Below are 14520 nucleotides of genomic sequence, written 5' to 3' on the forward strand. Positions count from 1 at the left end.
GCCGGCCCGGAACGCCAAGAAGCCCCAGACTACGGAGATCTACCGGACGCTCAACATCAAGGCGGCCGACCTTCGGGAGATCGTGGCCCAGCTCGACACGATCGAAGTTGTGAAGAGCGCAGTGCGAAAGGCGCCGGGGGCTCCCGGCTTCACGGCCGGGGGCCTGTTTCGTTCGTACGTCAGCCTTGTACGTGAAATCGCAGACGATCGAAAGGACGACCAGGGACCCCACACCCCAGGCGGGAAGAACCTGGGGATCTACACCCCGGCAGAGGGAGAACCAGCGCACATCTCAGCCGGGGCTGTCTTCAGGAGCGCTCCCCGCTGACCTCACACGAGGTCGGAGGGCACCCGGCTAAGCGGCGGCCAGGCTCCCCCAGTCGAGGGCGTTCACGGCCCGCATGCCATGCAGCTCGACCACGTGAGAGGTGGCCAGAGCGCGGGCGTGGAAGGCGATGGCGTCCCAGGCCACGAAAACGTTCCGGCGCGACAGGGTGGGCGTGGGGACGCCCAGCCGGTAAAGGTCAGCGAGGACGCCCGCGCTCGTGGTCGAGGCGACGGTGTAGAGGGCGAAGTCGTCGTTGAGCATGGGGCACTGTTCCAGGGCTTCCGGCATGCAGGTCCAGCACGTCGGCGGGGCGTTCGTGCGCCCGCTGTCCGGACCGGTCCGCTCGAACACCGTCTTGGTCAGCACCCACGGGATGAGACCCGAGTCCGGATCGGTCGCCGGAGCGCCGCACACCTGACACAGGAGCTTGTCCATGCATCTCCTCTGGCGCTGCCGGTTCAGTTTCCGCATCCGCTCGGGGCCGCGCCGGTCCGGCCGGTCGCGCAGGTCGCGCACCCGGCCGAGAAGAACGCCGTGCATCCAATCACCACGGCGCGGCTTGCCGTAGGTCAGCCGGTTCTCGCGGTTGTGCCACTCGAAGGAGATCGGATCCTCTACCAGTTCGTTGGCGTAGGCGATGGTGTACGGGACGGTCGTGTAACCGCTCACGACGAACCCCGCTCGCGAGCGCCTGTCGTCCGTGTCGCCCTGCTGCCCGACGCTAGCCACTGATCGCTGAACCATGACGCCCTTCCGGCAGTGCGAGAATCGCCGCCTGTTGCGCCACCAGGAGGGCGGCGCGGTGGGGCAGAATGGCCGGCACGACTTCCACCCGGCCGGTCTGCGGCTCGTCGTCTGCCCCGACGCGTGCCAGCGCGACCATGTAGCTACCGGAGCGCTCCCCGATGGAGACCGTGGCGACCCGCCATCCGGCATCGGTGTAGATGACGAGTTCCGGAGGATGCCAAAGCGACTCCCCGCTCGCGTACAGCTTGACCGCGCATCGCGTGGGAATCTGCCGCTTGATCAGTTCAGCGTGAATGCCGGTGATGGTCAGATGCGTCAGAAGGTGGTCGAGGGCCGCGTTCTGCTCTGCCGCCGTCTCCTCGGTGATTGGCCGACAGAGCAGTGCGGCATCCGATCCGGTCGTGTGTGTGCCCGCCATACCCACGACGGTAGGGATGCGGAAATCATGGTCTCAACGAGTGTGCTCGAACTTGCTCGTAATCAAGCAAGCTCGCCAATGGCGGAGGAAATGAGTCGTCGAGCCGCCGCCCCATACACGGCCAACTCGGCCAATTGGTTGAACCCTCTGACGTACTGGGCGATCTCTGATGGCTGACTCACGTTGATCTCCGCAGTGAGCAGTTCCACCTGCACTAGGGTGTCGTCGAAGATATTGAATGCTTCGATCGGCCACATACGTCGTTCGGCGCTCTGCGGGATGATCCCCACAGACACGGAGGGCAGCGACATGATCGCGAGCAGGTGTCCAAGCTGCCCAGCCATGACCTCAGGATCACCGATCCGGCTCCGCAGTACCCATTCCTCGACCAGCACCGCGAAGCGGTGGTCACCTTCGTGAAGGAAGCGTGCTCGCGCCACCCTGGCCGCTACCGCCTGCGCTACATCGTTGGGGGCCTCGCGGAACGTCGCGATCGATGACAACAGGGCTTCGGCGTAAGCGGCCGTCTGAAAGAGGCCGGGAACGACATTGGAGCAGTAGACACGGAAGTGTCTGACCTGCTCGTACATCTTGATCTTAGAGAGCTGGAGCTGCCGCAGGCCGGTCCTCTGAAGCCGCTTCCACTCCACATACATCAGGTCTGCCGCCCGCGCGGCGGCGATCAACTCGGCGGTCTGATCCTCGGCCCGGCATGCAGCACACCACGCCCTGATGTCAGCCTCTGAAGGGAACGTTCGCCCGTGCTCGATCTTGGATGCCTTGGACTCATGCCACCCCGCCATCTGTGCGACAGCCCGTGCTGTCATTCCGGCGTCAAGCCGAATCTCCCGGAGACGGTGAGCGATGCCCTGACGTGCTTGCTGTGCACTTGAGGATGGCGAGGTGCGCATGTGTCGGACTTCAGACGAGCCGGTACTCCGCATGGTCTACGGCGCGCTCCCAGACCGCCTCAAAGGCTGTCAGGCAGCGCTTGATCACGTCCGGATCGCTGACCACATCGTCACCCAGGTAGCGACCATCACCGGCGAAGAAGCCGAAGCGGATCAGGTGTTCATCGAACACCCAGATGTCGTTTCCGGGCAGCAGCAAGTCAGACGCTTGCCGTCGGGGAAGCCATCTGACCTGCTCCCCGGCCTTGATGTTCATCGAGTCGGTAACCGAGTGCTCGAACCGGATGTAGTCGGTGACCGGCTCAGACACGATGCGGGCACGGCGTACTGTGACACCTTTTGCTCGCGTGCTTTCTATGAGCTGGTGCCAGTCACGCTCTCGCTCTGTGCGGTCGTAAGGAGGCCCGCCCTGCCAGGCGATGAACGAGGGGTCGTCCGGTACGTACGTGTCCCGCATCTCCAGATGAACCGCTGAGTGCTGGGCACTGGCCAGCATCTCCTCAAAGGTCATGGGGGGCTCCACCACACGCCTCCATCAGCAGGCTGGCCATGCGTCGGGGGACGCGGACGACCTTCTCATTGTCGGGGATGGGACTGCGGGCGGCGACCTGGGCTAGATCTTCGGGGTTGGTCAGTTCCCACCCTTGTATGACGATGCTGCCGTCTGCCTCGTCCACCCACACGGAAGGGCAGTTGTTCCCGTCCGTGGTCGGGTCGATGCCGATGAACCGTAGCGCCATGTTGCCCTCCACTGCTCCGAGTGTGCTTGAACTTGCACAATGGCGAGCTTGAGGCGTGGCCGGGTGGCCGTCAAGGACGGTCGCCAATTTACGACTATCGCGGGTCAGCACAACGTCAGCACCGGTGCTGACAACATCCATGACCAACCCGGAACAACAAGAAGCCCCAGACTCCCGGCGGATGCCGTGAGCTGGGGCTATCACTCCTGTTTGACCAGGTCAACCCTGGTCTGCTGTGGAGCCTGGTGGACGATACTGGGATTGAACCAGTGACCTCTTCCGTGTCAGGGAAGCGCTCTCCCGCTGAGCTAATCGTCCTTGCGAGGTGGCGACGGGATTTGAACCCGTGTGGACGGCTTTGCAGGCCGCTGCCTCGCCTCTCGGCCACGCCACCGAGCCGGAAGCTCCGAGCGGAAGACGGGATTCGAACCCGCGACCCTCACCTTGGCAAGGTGATGCTCTACCACTGAGCCACTTCCGCATCCGCCCCTTGGGCCATGACCCCGGGGCGACGAGAGCACTCTAGCGAATCCTGGCCGAGTCCCCAAACTGGAATACGCCCGCCCAGGTCACGTGTGCCCGCCGTTGACGGTGATCCGCTGCCCGGTAACGAACGCGCCGCCCTCCGAGGCGAGGTACGACACGGCCGCCGCGACGTCCTCGGGCGTGCCCATCCGCCCCAGCGGCACCTCGGCGCGGTACCCGCTCTCGTCCACGCCCGCGTGCCGCTCGACCGGGATCCAGCCGGGCGCGACGACGTTCACCGTGATGCCGTACGGGCCCAGCTCCCTGGCCCACACCTCGGTGAGGGAGTGCTGGGCGGCCTTGGCGGCGGTGTAGGCGGACGTGCCGGCCGGCCTGCGGTCCACGATGTCGGAGCCGATCTGGACGACGCGCCCGCCGCCCCGTTCCCGCATGCCCGGCAGCACCGCCCGGACGAGCAGGGTCGGGCTCTTGACGAAGAACGTGAGCTGGTCGAGGTGCGCCTGCCAGGTGAGGTCCGCGACGCCGGCGGACGGCTGCGGGCCGGTCGCGTTGGCCACCAGCACGCCCACCGGGCCGAGCCGCCCGGTGACGGCGGCGACCAGGCTCTCGACGGCGGGCTCGTCCGTGACGTCGGCCGCGAACGCCTCGGCGACGCCGCCCGCCGTGCGGACGGCGTCCACCACCCGCTCGGCCCCGTCCTGGTCGGAGCGGTAGTTGACGGCCACGGCCAGGCCGTCGGCGGCCAGCCTGCGGGCGATCACGGCCCCGAGCCCGCGCGATGCGCCCGTGACGAGCGCGACGGTTGTCATGGGCCCAGACTCTAGCCAGCGGAGCCCGGCCGCCGGGTCAGCGGCTGAGCTGGAGGCCCGCCGGGTGCGGCCCCTCCGTCTCCAGGCGGTACTCGCGGCCGGAGATGGCCCGGTTGTCGTCGATGACCCGCTCGGACGCCGGCTTCTCACCGCCCATCACGGTCTCCTGCATCCGGGTGAAGCGCTCGTGCGCCTCCCGCACGTACCCGGTGCCCAGCGTCGTGCAGTCGATCTGGGTGGCGAGCAGGTCGCGCAGGTAGCCCTTGTTCGGCTCGAACGTCACCGGCGGCGGCAGCGCCGGGGCGAGCACCTGGTCGGGGTCGCGCCCGTCGAACCGCTTGAACAACTCGGCGGCCAGCCGCAGGTGCTCCAGCTCCATGTCGAGGTGCAGCTCCCAGACGGCCTTCACCTTCGGGTCGGGCTCGGTCTCCATGAAGGAGTAGTACAGGTAGCACTCGTTGTACTCGTGGTTGAGCAGCCGCTCCCACCAGCTCTCGGTGGGGTCCACGAGCGACTCGTAGTGGGTCAGATGCCCCTCCTGGACGAGGCCGATCTCCTGGTAGAGCTGACGGGCGGCCGGCTCCATGAAGGACGGGCCCATGATCATGGAGAAGGTCATGGCCTGCTGCTCGGCCGCCGTGATCGTCAGCGCGTGCAGCCGGGACAGCGGCTCGGTGACGCTGCGGTCGTACGGCTGGCGCACGTTGTCCAGGGGGTCGCGGTGCTGCAGGTACGTCGGGCGGCCCGGCGTGACCTCGGTCAGGCGGCCGACGATCTTGTCGGCCCCGCGGTGCTCGATCGTCTCGTACAGGTTGGCGTAGCGGTACAGGTGGTCGAAGTGCTCCAGCAGCCCGAACTGGTAAGCCTGCTTCAGGTACGGGTCCGGTTCCATGCGGGCCGCCCACGCCGTCAGGTCCACGGCGGTCTGCTCGTACGCGATCGTCGTCTCCAGCACCGACGACGAGCCCGGCAGCAGCCAGCCGACCACCTTCTGCTGCTGCGCCTCGATGTAGCGGACCCGGGCGAGCTGCTGCCTGATCTCCAGGTCGGGGCAGTGGCGGGCGAGCTGGTGGCTGAACTGGATCGCCTCGGCCTCGATCCCGTTCATCGTGATGATCCGGCACCGCGTGTACGGGTCGGCGTGGTCGGGGTCGATCGGCGTGACGTTCAGCTCCCGCCAGTTCCGCGGCTGCTCGTCCAGCGGGATGCCCCGCTGCTGGAGTGGGTCGAAGGCCATGTCGCTGCGCGTACCCGCCGCCCGTGGCGGCAACCTCCGCGTTCGGTGCTCGAACGGCCCGCGTTCGGTAAGCCGGCGCGTGCCGGGGACGGCCGGGGGTACGGCGCTGACGTGGCTGAACACGATGTCATCGACCTGCTGATGGCCCAGCACGGCCGGATCAGGGACCTGTTCGACGAGGTGGAGCAGGCGCCTCCGGACCGCGTGGGGGAGGCGTTCGACCGGCTGACGCGCATGTTGTCCGTGCACGAGACCGCCGAGGAGGAGATCGTCCACCCGTACGCGCGCCGCAAGCTCGACAACGGCCAGGGCGTCGTGGCCGACCGGCTGGGCGAGGAGCACCGGGCCAAGCGCCTCCTGCTCGACCTGCACAAGAGCGGCGTGGACCACCCGCAGTTCTGGGACGGGCTGGCCGCGCTGCGCGCCGTCGTGACCGCGCACGCCCGCAGCGAGGAGCGCTACGAGTTCGCCAGGCTGCGCGCGAACACCTCCGTCGTGGAGCGGCGCGCGATGGCGGCGGCGGTGCGCGCGGCCGAGTCGCTGGCCCCGGTGCGCCCGCATCCGGGCACGGAGTCCGCGGCCGGGAACCTCGTCCTGGGCCCGCCGCTCGCGGTCATGGACCGGGCCCGCGACCTGATCCGCAAGGCGCTCGGCAAGGGGCGCTGACCCTTCGACGCGGGTCGAAACGTCGGCGTACTAACGTCGGGGGCATGGAGCACATCGCCAGGGACGCCGACATCGCCCCGGTCGCGGCGCTGATCGCCGACCCGACACGGGCCGCGATCCTGACGGCGCTGCTCGGCGGCAAGGCGCTGGCGGCCGGGGAACTGGCCAGGATGTCGGGGGTGAGCGCGGCCACCGCGAGCGCCCACCTGGCCAAGCTGCTCGACGGCCGGCTCGTGGACGTCGTGCCACAGGGCCGCCACCGCTACTACCGCCTGGCCGGGCACGAGATCGCCGAGGTGCTGGAGGCGCTGGCCGGGATCAGCGCCCGGCCGCCGGTGCGCTCGTTGCGCCAGTCGCGGCAGGCCAGGCTCCTGGAGGAGGCCCGTACCTGCTACGACCACCTCGCGGGGCGGGCCGGGGTGAGCCTGCTCGACCGGCTCAAGGAGGGCGGCCACTACGCCGGCCACGACGTGACCGACCGGGGGGAGCGGCTGCTGTCCCGCCTGGGCGTGGACGTGGCGGGGGAGGGCCTGGCGGAACTGTTCTCCGGTAAGGGGCTAACATCGGTTACGCCGGTTACCTAAGTGAGAGAGACGCACCATGCGCGACAACGGAGTCGTGAACGTCGGCCCCCAGCCCCTGTCCTTCGACGACGTCATCAGGGTGGCCCGCCACGGCGCCCCCGTACAGCTCACCGACGACGCCATCGCCGCGATCTCGGCGGCCCGCCAGCGGGTGGACGAGCTGGCCGAGAGCCCGGTGCCGGCGTACGGCATCTCGACCGGGTTCGGCGCGCTGGCCACCCGGCACATCGACCCGGCGCTGCGCGCCCGGCTGCAGCGCTCGCTGGTGCGCTCGCACGCGGCCGGCAGCGGCCCCGAGGTGGAGACCGAGGTCGTGCGGGCGCTCATGCTGCTGCGCCTGAGCACGCTGGCCACCGGCCACACCGGGATCAGGCCGACCACCGCCAAGACCCTGGCCGCGCTGATCAGCGCGGGCATCACCCCCATGGTGTACGAGTACGGCAGCCTCGGCTGCTCCGGCGACCTGGCGCCGCTGGCGCACGTGGCGCTCGCGCTGATGGGCGAGGGCGTCGTACGCGACGCCTCGGGCGCGGTGCGGCCGGCGGCCGAGGCGCTCAAGCAGGCCCGGATCGACCCGGTCGAGCTGGCCGCCAAGGAGGGCCTGGCGCTGATCAACGGCACGGACGGCATGCTCGGCATGCTCGTCCTGGCCATCGACGACCTCACCAGGCTGGTCAGGACCGCCGACGTGAGCGCCGCGATGAGCGTGGAGGCGCTGCTCGGCACCGACCGCGTGTTCGCGCCCGAGCTGCAGGCGCTGCGCCCGCACCCGGGCCAGGCGCTGTCGGCCGCCAACATGACGAAGGTCCTGCGCGACTCGGGCATCATGGCCAGCCACCGCGACCCGGCCGCCTGCACCCGCGTCCAGGACGCCTACTCGCTGCGCTGCGCCCCCCAGGTCGCCGGAGCGGCCCGCGACACGATCGCGCACGCCGCCACCGTCGCCGGGTGGGAGCTGGCCAGCGCCGTCGACAACCCGGCCGTGCTGGCCGACGGCCGCGTCGAGTCCAACGGCAACTTCCACGGCGCGCCGCTGGCGTACGTGCTGGACTTCCTCGCCGTCGTGGTCGCCGACCTGGCCTCGATGTCCGAGCGGCGGACCGACCGCTTCCTCGACGTGGCCCGCAACCACGGCCTGCCCGCCTTCCTGGCCGACGACCCCGGTGTCGACTCCGGCCACATGATCGCCCAGTACACGCAGGCGGCCATCGTCTCCGAGCTGAAGCGCCTGGCCGTGCCCGCCAGCGTCGACTCCATCCCCAGCTCCGCCATGCAGGAGGACCACGTCTCCATGGGCTGGTCGGCGGCCCGCAAGCTGCGCAGGTCCGTGGACGGGCTGACCAGGGTGCTGGCCATCGAGGTGCTCACCGCCGCCCGCGCGCTCGACCTGCGCGCGCCGCTGGAGCCCGCGCCCGCGACGGCGGCCGTGCTCGCGGCCCTGCGCGAGACCGTGCCCGCGCCGGGCCCCGACCGCTACCTCGCCCCGGAGATCGACTCCGCCGTGCGCCTGGTGGCCGAGGGCGGCGTGGTCGCGGCGGCGGAGTCGGTCACCGGCCCCCTCGACTGATCCCTCCCGCGTCACCGGGCGGGCAGGGCCACGATCAGGTCCACCTCCAGCACCAGCCCCGGCATGAACAGCTTCGACACCTCCACCGTCGTGCTGGCCGGGGGCGTGCCGGTGAGGTACCTCCTGCGCACCCGCCCGTACTCGGCCCGGTCGTCCATGTCCGTCAGGTACGACCTGATGAACGCGACGTCCTCCCACCCGGCCCCCTGATCGGCCAGGATGCGCGCGATCACCTGGAAGACGTGCTCGGCCTGCGCCGCCATCGAACCGGGGGCGACCACCTCGCCCCGCTCATCGAAGGCGGCCTGGCCGGAGACGTAGAGCGTGTCGCCGGCCCGCACGGCGTGCGAGTACGCGCCGTTCGTCGCGGGGATCGTGGCCAGGTTGACCGGCACGGCCCGGCGCGCGGGGTCCGCGCCGGTCCGCTCATCGGCCCGCCCCGGGGCCGTGGACGGGGCGACGGGCCCGGCGACGGCGCTCAGGTCGCGCTCGCCGAGCCCGGCGGCCCGCGCCCGCTGCAGCCTGGTGCGGGCGGCCGTGGCCATCGTGGCGTCCGGCCAGGCCCCCAGTTCCAGGTCCTTCGTGGCGTGGGCCAGGGAGTAGCGGGTCTCCGCCGACGGCACCCGTAGCCGCTCGGCCAGCGCGCCCAGCGGGGTGCCGGTCAACACGTCGATCAACGCGGCCCGGTCCACGCCGTGCGCCGCGCCGTACGCGAACGTCTCCGCCAGCAGCACCTGGGCCGGGACGAGCGCGCTCATGACGGCGATCTTCATGGCCGCGCCGGACCCCAGCGGCCCGCACTCGCGCACCGACCCGAGCACCGACAGCACCGTGCGGCAGCCCGACACGTCGCCGCCGGCCAGCACGGTCAGCTTGCCCTCCGTCGCGGGGCCCACGCTGCCCAGCACGGGCGCGTCCACCAGCGCCACCGACGGCGGCAGCAGCGCGCGCAACCCGTGCACCGCCTGCGGGCCGATCGTGGACATCTCCACCACCGTCGCCCCGGGCCGCAGCCCCGGCAGCGCCGCGGTCAGCACCTCGCGCACCGCCGCGGGATCGCTGAGCATCGTGATGACCAGGTCGGCGCCGGCCACCGCGGTGGCCACCGGCACCCCGCCGGAACGCTGCCACGTCGTCACGTCGTGCCCGGCCGCCACGAGCCGCCGGGCCATGGGGGCGCCCATGCGCCCCTGTCCGAGGAAAGTAATCACAGATTTGAGCAAACCTCAGCCCGAGACATTCCACCACCGACTACATTGCATGCCTGCCATGCTTGAGACGAATGCCTTTGACGCCGGCTCCCTGCGGCTCTTCGACGAGGTCGCCACGAGCGGCTCGTTCACGGCCGCCGCCGAGCTGTTCGGACTCACCCAGTCGGCGGTCTCCCGCCGTGTCGCCGCGCTCGAACGCGCCGCCGGCGGGCCGCTGTTCGAGCGGCTGGCCCGCGGCGTGCGCCTGACGCCTGCGGGAGCGGCCCTGCACCGGCACGCCGTCGCCGTGCTCGACCGGCTCGAACGCGCGAGCGAGGAGCTGGCGGCCATCCACGGGGGGCACGGCGGCGTCCTGCGGGTGGGCGCGTTCGCCACGGCCAACATCGACCTGGTGCCGGGCACGCTCAGGCGGTTCGCCGAGCGGCGTCCCGGCGTGGAGCTGCGGCTGACCGAGGCGCTCAGCGGCCGGCTGCTGGAGCGGCTGCGCGCCGGGGCGCTCGACGTCGCCGTGATCAGCGACTACCCGTCCGGGCTGCCGGGAGAGGGCGCGCGAACGGTGCCGCTGCTGGCCGACCGGCTGCTGGTCGCGCTGCCCGCCGGGCACCGGCTGGCCGCCGAGCCGGACGTCGACCTGCGCGACCTGGCCGGGGAGAGCTGGATCGAGGCCGCCCCGCGCGGCCAGCCGACGCTGCTTCTGACGGCGTGCGCGGCGGCCGGGTTCCGGCCGCGCGGCGGGCCCCGGGTGGCCGAATGGTCGGGCAAGTTCGGGTTCGTGGCCGCCGGGCTCGGGGTGACGCTCGTGCCGGAGCTGGCGGCGCGCGCCGTACCGGCGGATCTGGTGCTCAAACCCCTCAGGGGTACGACACCCGCACGCAAGGTCTACGCGGCCCTCCCCGAGACGCCACTACCCGCCGCGCTGGAGCTGGTCGAGATGCTGGGACAATGGGAGGTGTGTACGACGGTTTTGCCCACTTAGGAGGCTTTCTGGCCTCCGGCCTGCGCGACGTGACCTCAGACCTCGCCGCGCTCGACGGCGAGGGCTGGTGGGCCGTCGTCGTCGACTACGAGGGCAAGGTGACGTGCGCCCGGTTCGACCGGGTGCGCCGGGAGCCCCTGCCCGCGCCCGCCGCCCCGTGGCGCGGCCCGCGGGCGGACCAGTGGCACAGCTCGCTCGACCGGGCCGCCTACGAGCACGGCGTCCGGGCCATCCGCGGCCACATCGAGCGGGGCGAGGTCTACCAGGCGAACCTCTGCCGCGTCCTGAGCGCGCCCGTGGGCCCCGACGCCGACCCGCTCGCCCTGGCGGCCCGGCTCGCCGTCGGCAACCCGGCCCCGTACGCGGCCGTCATCGACGTCCCCGGCCTGAGCGTGGTGTCGGCCTCGCCCGAGCTCTACCTGTCACGCGACGGCGACATCGTGGAGTCCAGGCCGATCAAGGGCACCGGCGCGACCGCCGCGGACCTCCTCGAGAAGGACTACGCCGAGAACATCATGATCGTCGACCTCGTCCGCAACGACCTCGGCCAGGTCGCGGCCGTCGGATCGGTCGAGGTGCCCGCGTTGTGCGCGGTCGAGGAGCATCCCGGGCTCGTCCACCTCGTCTCCACCGTCCGCGCCCGGCTCGCGCCCGGGGCGGGCTGGCCGGAGCTGTTCGCGGCCACCTTCCCGCCCGGGTCCGTCACGGGCGCGCCCAAATCGTCGGCGCTGCGCATCATCAATGAGCTCGAACCAGCCCCCCGGGGCCCGTACTGTGGGGCGGTGGGCTGGGTCGACGCCGACCGGGGCAGGGCGGCGCTGGCCGTCGGCATCAGAACGTTCTGGATCTCGGGCCTGGCCCACGGCGGGCGTGAGATCCGGTTCGGCACGGGAGCGGGCATCACCTGGGGCAGCGACCCCGGGCGCGAGTGGCTCGAAACCGAGCTCAAAGCGGCCAGGCTCATCTCACTGGCATCCACAGGAGGAACTGAATGAACATCCCTGTCTGGGTCAACGGGGAGCTGATCGACCCCGCTCAGGCCACCGTGTCGGTGTTCGACCACGGGCTGATGGTCGGCGACGGCGTCTTCGAGACCATCAAGATCGTGAACGGCGAGTCGTTCGCGCTCACCCGCCACCTCGACCGGCTGACGCTCTCCGCCCAGCGCATGGACCTGCCCGACCCCGACGTCGAGGCCATCGCCGACGGCATCGCCAAGCTCCTGGAGGTCGCGCCGGCCTGGGCGCTCGGCCGCATCCGCGTCACCTACACCAGCGGCCCCGGCCCGCTCGGCTCCGACCGCGGCGACCAGGGCACCACCTCCGTCGTCATCGTGGACGAGCAGAAGTCGTTCCCCGCCACCGCCGACGTCGCCGTCGTGCCGTGGCCGCGCAACGAGCGCGGCGCCCTGGCGGGCGTCAAGAGCACCTCGTACGGCGACAACGCCAAGGCCCTGCTGCACGCCAAGCGGCGCGGCGGCGGCGAGGCCCTCTTCGGCAACCTGGCCGGCAACCTGTGCGAGGGCACCGGCTCCAACGTCTTCATCGTCCGCGACGGCCGCCTGCTCACCCCCACCCTGGCCTCCGGCTGCCTGGCCGGCGTCACCAGGGCGCTGGTGCTCGAATGGTGCGGCGGCGAGGAGACCGACGTCCCCCTCTCGGCGCTGTACGAGGCCGAGGAGGCGTTCCTCACCTCCACCACCCGCGACGTCCAGCCGATCAGGCTGGTGGACGACACCGAACTCCCGGCCGCCCCGGGCCCCATCACCACCAAGGCCGCGCGGATCTTCGCCGAGCGCGCCGCCGCCGACCTCAACCCCTGAGCCGCCGGCCGTGACCTGACCCCGGCCGGTCCGGCCGGGGTCAGGCGTCGCCGGTCAGTACGACTTCTGCGTCTGGACGTTGAAGTCGTCCATCCTGACCTGCTTGGCCGGGTCGGTGAGCGGGTCGGTGATCTCCAGGACGTCCAGGCCCTCGGTCATGTCGCTGGAGTAGATGTAGCCGTTGTAGTAGTAGGCCGACCAGGAGCCGGCGATGCCGCCCTGGCGCGGGCCGCGCTCGAAGAAGCCGATCTCCTTCGGGTTCGCCGAGTCGGTGAAGTCCCAGATCGACACGCCGCCCTGGTACCACGACTGCACCATGACGTCCTTGCCCGGCACCGGGATCAGCGAGCCGTTGTGGGCCACGCAGTTCTCGTTCGGCTGCTGCTCACGGGGGATCTTGAAGTAGCCGCGCCGCTCCAGGGTGCCGTCGACCAGGTCGTAGACGGCGTTCGCGCCCTTGGTGGCGGGCGTGTTGCGGTCGCAGGTGGCCTGGCTGCCGCCGCCCAACTCGTCGCTGAAGACGACCTTCGTCCCGTCGTTGTTGAACGTCGCCGAGTGCCAGATCTGGAAGTTCTCCATGTCGGTGAGCTGCTGGAGCACCTTCGGCCGGACCGGGTCGGAGATGTCCATGAGCACGCCGTCGCCGAAGCAGGCGGCGGCGGCCAGCTTCTTCTCCGGGTAGGCGGTGATGTCGTGGCAGCCGGAGGCCAGCTCGGAGTGCTGCCGCTCGGGGAAGATGTCCGGCTTGGCCACGACCTTCGCGGACGCCGGTGACTTCATGGGCACCTCGACGATCGAGATGAGTTCGTGCGGTGCCGGGCAGGTCTCCGAGTCCGGCTCGGGGCCGGGGGAGGAGACGTACACGTAGAGCGTCTCTCCGGCGGGCACCATCGTGTGCGTGTGCGAGCCGCAGTCGGTCTGGACGGCGCCCACGTACTGCGGGCTCTTCTTGTCGCTGACGTCGAAGATCCGCAGGCCCTCCCAGCGCCGCTCCCCTTCGCGGGAGTCGCACTCGGGGCCGCTGCGCGGCTCGTCTATCGAGAGGATCAGCAGGTTCTCGTAGACGGTGACGTCGTTCTGTTGCGCCGGGCAGGACACCTGGCTGACGAGCTGGGGCTTGGCCGGCTCACTGATGTCGTAGATCGTGAAGCCGCCGAAGTTCCCCACATAGGCGTAGTCGCCCTGGAACGCAAGATCGGTACCGAGATCGCCTTCATTGTTGAACGGGGCCGTCAACGGCATGTTGGCGATGTGCTTGACGTTGTCGCTCGTCATGACGCCGCCCGGAGGCGGTGTGGCGGGCGTGCCGGCCGCGGCGCTGCTCTCCTGCGGAGCGGTGGCGGAGTTCTGTTCCCCGGTGGCGGGCGCTTCCGCGGCACATGCGGAGGCCCAGAACAACACCGTACACAGCAACACTCCGCGCAACTTGGCAGAGATCAACGCGCATTCCCCTTTGTCTAGTAGCTCACTATGGAAGCTATGTCAGCAGGTTATGGGCCGCGTACGATCTTCATCACACTTATGGCGACATTTACCCTTGCCGCCTGCTCTCAGCAGCCCACCACGCCGGAGGGGCCGTCACCTGTGGGCACGGGAGCGCCGGTCATCGTGCCGGGCAGCCCGGGAGCACCGGCCCGCACGGCGACGCCGGGGGAGCGGGTGGGGCCGACGCCGTCCCCCACGGTGGGCGCGGACGTGCGCTTCGCGGAGGGGATGATCCCGCACCACCGGCAGGCGCTGGAGATGACCGCCCTGGTGGAGGCCCGGACGACCACGGAGTCCGTCCGCGCGCTCGCCCGCCAGATCGCCGCGGCGCAGACCCCGGAGATCAAGGCCATGACCGCGTGGCTGGCGGAACTGGGCCGCCCGGCCCCGGCCGGGCACCGCCACGAGCAGGGGGAGGGTTACGGCATGGCCACCCAGAAGGAGCTGAACGAGCTGCGGGCGGCCAGGGGGACGGCCTTCGACCGCCTGTTCCTGCGGCTCATGATCCGGCACCACGAGGGGGCGGTGCGGAT

General features: G+C 70.6%; 17 protein-coding genes and 3 tRNA genes. 8 read left to right on the plus strand and 12 right to left on the minus strand.

The features are described from left to right. The coding region (locus tag FAF44_RS50795) for a hypothetical protein (protein WP_237110689.1) at window positions 1-328 on the plus strand (328 nt) is incomplete at its 5' end. 27 nt (window positions 329-355) lie between these two features. Here FAF44_RS50795 and FAF44_RS50800 read toward each other — a convergent pair. The 10 genes from FAF44_RS50800 to FAF44_RS50845 all read right to left on the minus strand — a co-directional run bounded on the left by FAF44_RS50800 (window position 356) and on the right by FAF44_RS50845 (window position 5676). After that, complete coding sequence (locus FAF44_RS50800) at window positions 356-1057, minus strand: hypothetical protein (RefSeq protein WP_237110690.1); 702 nt, start codon at window positions 1055-1057, stop codon at window positions 356-358. After that, window positions 1050-1493: a hypothetical protein gene (locus FAF44_RS50805; protein WP_237110691.1), complete on the minus strand. Its 444-nt coding sequence runs from the start codon at window positions 1491-1493 to the stop codon at window positions 1050-1052. The genes FAF44_RS50800 and FAF44_RS50805 overlap by 8 nt, the downstream gene beginning before the upstream one ends. 62 nt (window positions 1494-1555) lie before the next feature. Next, on the minus strand, window positions 1556-2404 hold the full coding sequence (locus FAF44_RS50810; protein WP_237110692.1) for a helix-turn-helix transcriptional regulator: 849 nt from the start codon (window positions 2402-2404) through the stop codon (window positions 1556-1558). A gap of 10 nt (window positions 2405-2414) precedes the next feature. Beyond that, window positions 2415-2915, minus strand: coding sequence for a DUF6879 family protein (locus FAF44_RS50815; protein ID WP_237110693.1), 501 nt, complete (start codon window positions 2913-2915; stop codon window positions 2415-2417). Then, a complete protein-coding gene (locus FAF44_RS50820) occupies window positions 2905-3156 on the minus strand; it encodes a hypothetical protein (protein ID WP_237110694.1) in 252 nt (83 codons plus the stop codon). The genes FAF44_RS50815 and FAF44_RS50820 overlap by 11 nt, the downstream gene beginning before the upstream one ends. 231 nt (window positions 3157-3387) lie before the next feature. Continuing rightward, window positions 3388-3462, minus strand: a tRNA-Val gene (locus FAF44_RS50825). A 5-nt stretch (window positions 3463-3467) separates the two neighbouring features. Then, window positions 3468-3538, minus strand: a tRNA-Cys gene (locus FAF44_RS50830). Between the two features lie 15 nt (window positions 3539-3553). Then, a tRNA-Gly gene (locus FAF44_RS50835) sits at window positions 3554-3625 on the minus strand. Window positions 3626-3713: 88 nt separating this feature from the next. Next, window positions 3714-4439 carry an SDR family NAD(P)-dependent oxidoreductase gene (locus tag FAF44_RS50840; protein ID WP_237110695.1) on the minus strand — a complete coding sequence of 242 codons (726 nt, stop codon included), beginning with the start codon at window positions 4437-4439 and terminating at the stop codon, window positions 3714-3716. A gap of 37 nt (window positions 4440-4476) precedes the next feature. Further along, a complete protein-coding gene (locus tag FAF44_RS50845; RefSeq protein ID WP_237110696.1) occupies window positions 4477-5676 on the minus strand; it encodes a ferritin-like domain-containing protein in 1200 nt (399 codons plus the stop codon). A 111-nt stretch (window positions 5677-5787) separates the two neighbouring features. Here FAF44_RS50845 and FAF44_RS50850 point away from each other — a divergent pair, with 111 nt between their 5' ends. Genes FAF44_RS50850 through hutH form a run of 3 tightly spaced genes read left to right on the plus strand, consistent with a single transcriptional unit; the run spans window position 5788 to window position 8493 of the window. Continuing rightward, complete coding sequence (locus FAF44_RS50850) at window positions 5788-6342, plus strand: hemerythrin domain-containing protein (RefSeq protein ID WP_237110697.1); 555 nt, start codon at window positions 5788-5790, stop codon at window positions 6340-6342. Window positions 6343-6386: 44 nt separating this feature from the next. Next, a complete protein-coding gene (locus tag FAF44_RS50855) occupies window positions 6387-6926 on the plus strand; it encodes a helix-turn-helix transcriptional regulator (RefSeq protein WP_237110698.1) in 540 nt (179 codons plus the stop codon). Between the two features lie 16 nt (window positions 6927-6942). Next, window positions 6943-8493 (plus strand): histidine ammonia-lyase, encoded by a 1551-nt coding sequence (hutH, locus tag FAF44_RS50860; protein WP_237110699.1) that lies wholly within the window; start codon window positions 6943-6945, stop codon window positions 8491-8493. Window positions 8494-8504: 11 nt separating this feature from the next. On the opposite strand, the gene FAF44_RS50865 is transcribed toward hutH, so the two are convergent. Further along, window positions 8505-9704 (minus strand): Rid family hydrolase, encoded by a 1200-nt coding sequence (locus tag FAF44_RS50865; RefSeq protein WP_237110700.1) that lies wholly within the window; start codon window positions 9702-9704, stop codon window positions 8505-8507. Between the two features lie 58 nt (window positions 9705-9762). On the opposite strand from FAF44_RS50865, the gene FAF44_RS50870 reads away from it, so the two are divergent. The 3 genes from FAF44_RS50870 to FAF44_RS50880 are packed head-to-tail and all read left to right on the plus strand — an operon-like array spanning window position 9763 to window position 12502. Continuing rightward, entirely contained in the window at window positions 9763-10680 is a 918-nt protein-coding gene (locus FAF44_RS50870; RefSeq protein WP_237110701.1) for a LysR family transcriptional regulator, read from the plus strand. Between the two features lie 29 nt (window positions 10681-10709). After that, entirely contained in the window at window positions 10710-11675 is a 966-nt protein-coding gene (locus FAF44_RS50875) for a chorismate-binding protein (RefSeq protein WP_237110702.1), read from the plus strand. Then, complete coding sequence (locus tag FAF44_RS50880) at window positions 11672-12502, plus strand: aminotransferase class IV (RefSeq protein WP_237110703.1); 831 nt, start codon at window positions 11672-11674, stop codon at window positions 12500-12502. Before FAF44_RS50875 ends, FAF44_RS50880 begins: the two co-directional genes overlap by 4 nt. A gap of 54 nt (window positions 12503-12556) precedes the next feature. Here FAF44_RS50880 and FAF44_RS50885 read toward each other — a convergent pair whose 3' ends face one another. Continuing rightward, entirely contained in the window at window positions 12557-13942 is a 1386-nt protein-coding gene (locus FAF44_RS50885) for an LVIVD repeat-containing protein (RefSeq protein ID WP_237110704.1), read from the minus strand. An 81-nt stretch (window positions 13943-14023) separates the two neighbouring features. Here FAF44_RS50885 and FAF44_RS50890 point away from each other — a divergent pair. After that, on the plus strand, window positions 14024-14520 hold a 497-nt coding region (locus FAF44_RS50890; protein WP_237110705.1), incomplete at its 3' end, for a DUF305 domain-containing protein.

The sequence above is a fragment of the Nonomuraea sp. MG754425 genome (genome assembly GCF_021699195.1).
Lineage (GTDB): Bacteria > Actinomycetota > Actinomycetes > Streptosporangiales > Streptosporangiaceae > Nonomuraea.

What these genes read in the sequence shown, in the direction of transcription:
- FAF44_RS50805 (WP_237110691.1), bottom strand. Translation starts at nt 1,493, where the DNA reads ATGGCGGGCACACACACGACCGGATCGGATGCCGCACTGCTCTGTCGG.
- FAF44_RS50810 (WP_237110692.1), bottom strand. Translation starts at nt 2,404, where the DNA reads ATGCGCACCTCGCCATCCTCAAGTGCACAGCAAGCACGTCAGGGCATC.
- FAF44_RS50815 (WP_237110693.1), bottom strand. Translation starts at nt 2,915, where the DNA reads ATGACCTTTGAGGAGATGCTGGCCAGTGCCCAGCACTCAGCGGTTCAT.
- FAF44_RS50840 (WP_237110695.1), bottom strand. Translation starts at nt 4,439, where the DNA reads ATGACAACCGTCGCGCTCGTCACGGGCGCATCGCGCGGGCTCGGGGCC.
- FAF44_RS50845 (WP_237110696.1), bottom strand. Translation starts at nt 5,676, where the DNA reads ATGGCCTTCGACCCACTCCAGCAGCGGGGCATCCCGCTGGACGAGCAG.
- FAF44_RS50855 (WP_237110698.1), top strand. Translation starts at nt 6,387, where the DNA reads ATGGAGCACATCGCCAGGGACGCCGACATCGCCCCGGTCGCGGCGCTG.
- hutH (WP_237110699.1), top strand. Translation starts at nt 6,943, where the DNA reads ATGCGCGACAACGGAGTCGTGAACGTCGGCCCCCAGCCCCTGTCCTTC.
- FAF44_RS50870 (WP_237110701.1), top strand. Translation starts at nt 9,763, where the DNA reads ATGCTTGAGACGAATGCCTTTGACGCCGGCTCCCTGCGGCTCTTCGAC.
- FAF44_RS50880 (WP_237110703.1), top strand. Translation starts at nt 11,672, where the DNA reads ATGAACATCCCTGTCTGGGTCAACGGGGAGCTGATCGACCCCGCTCAG.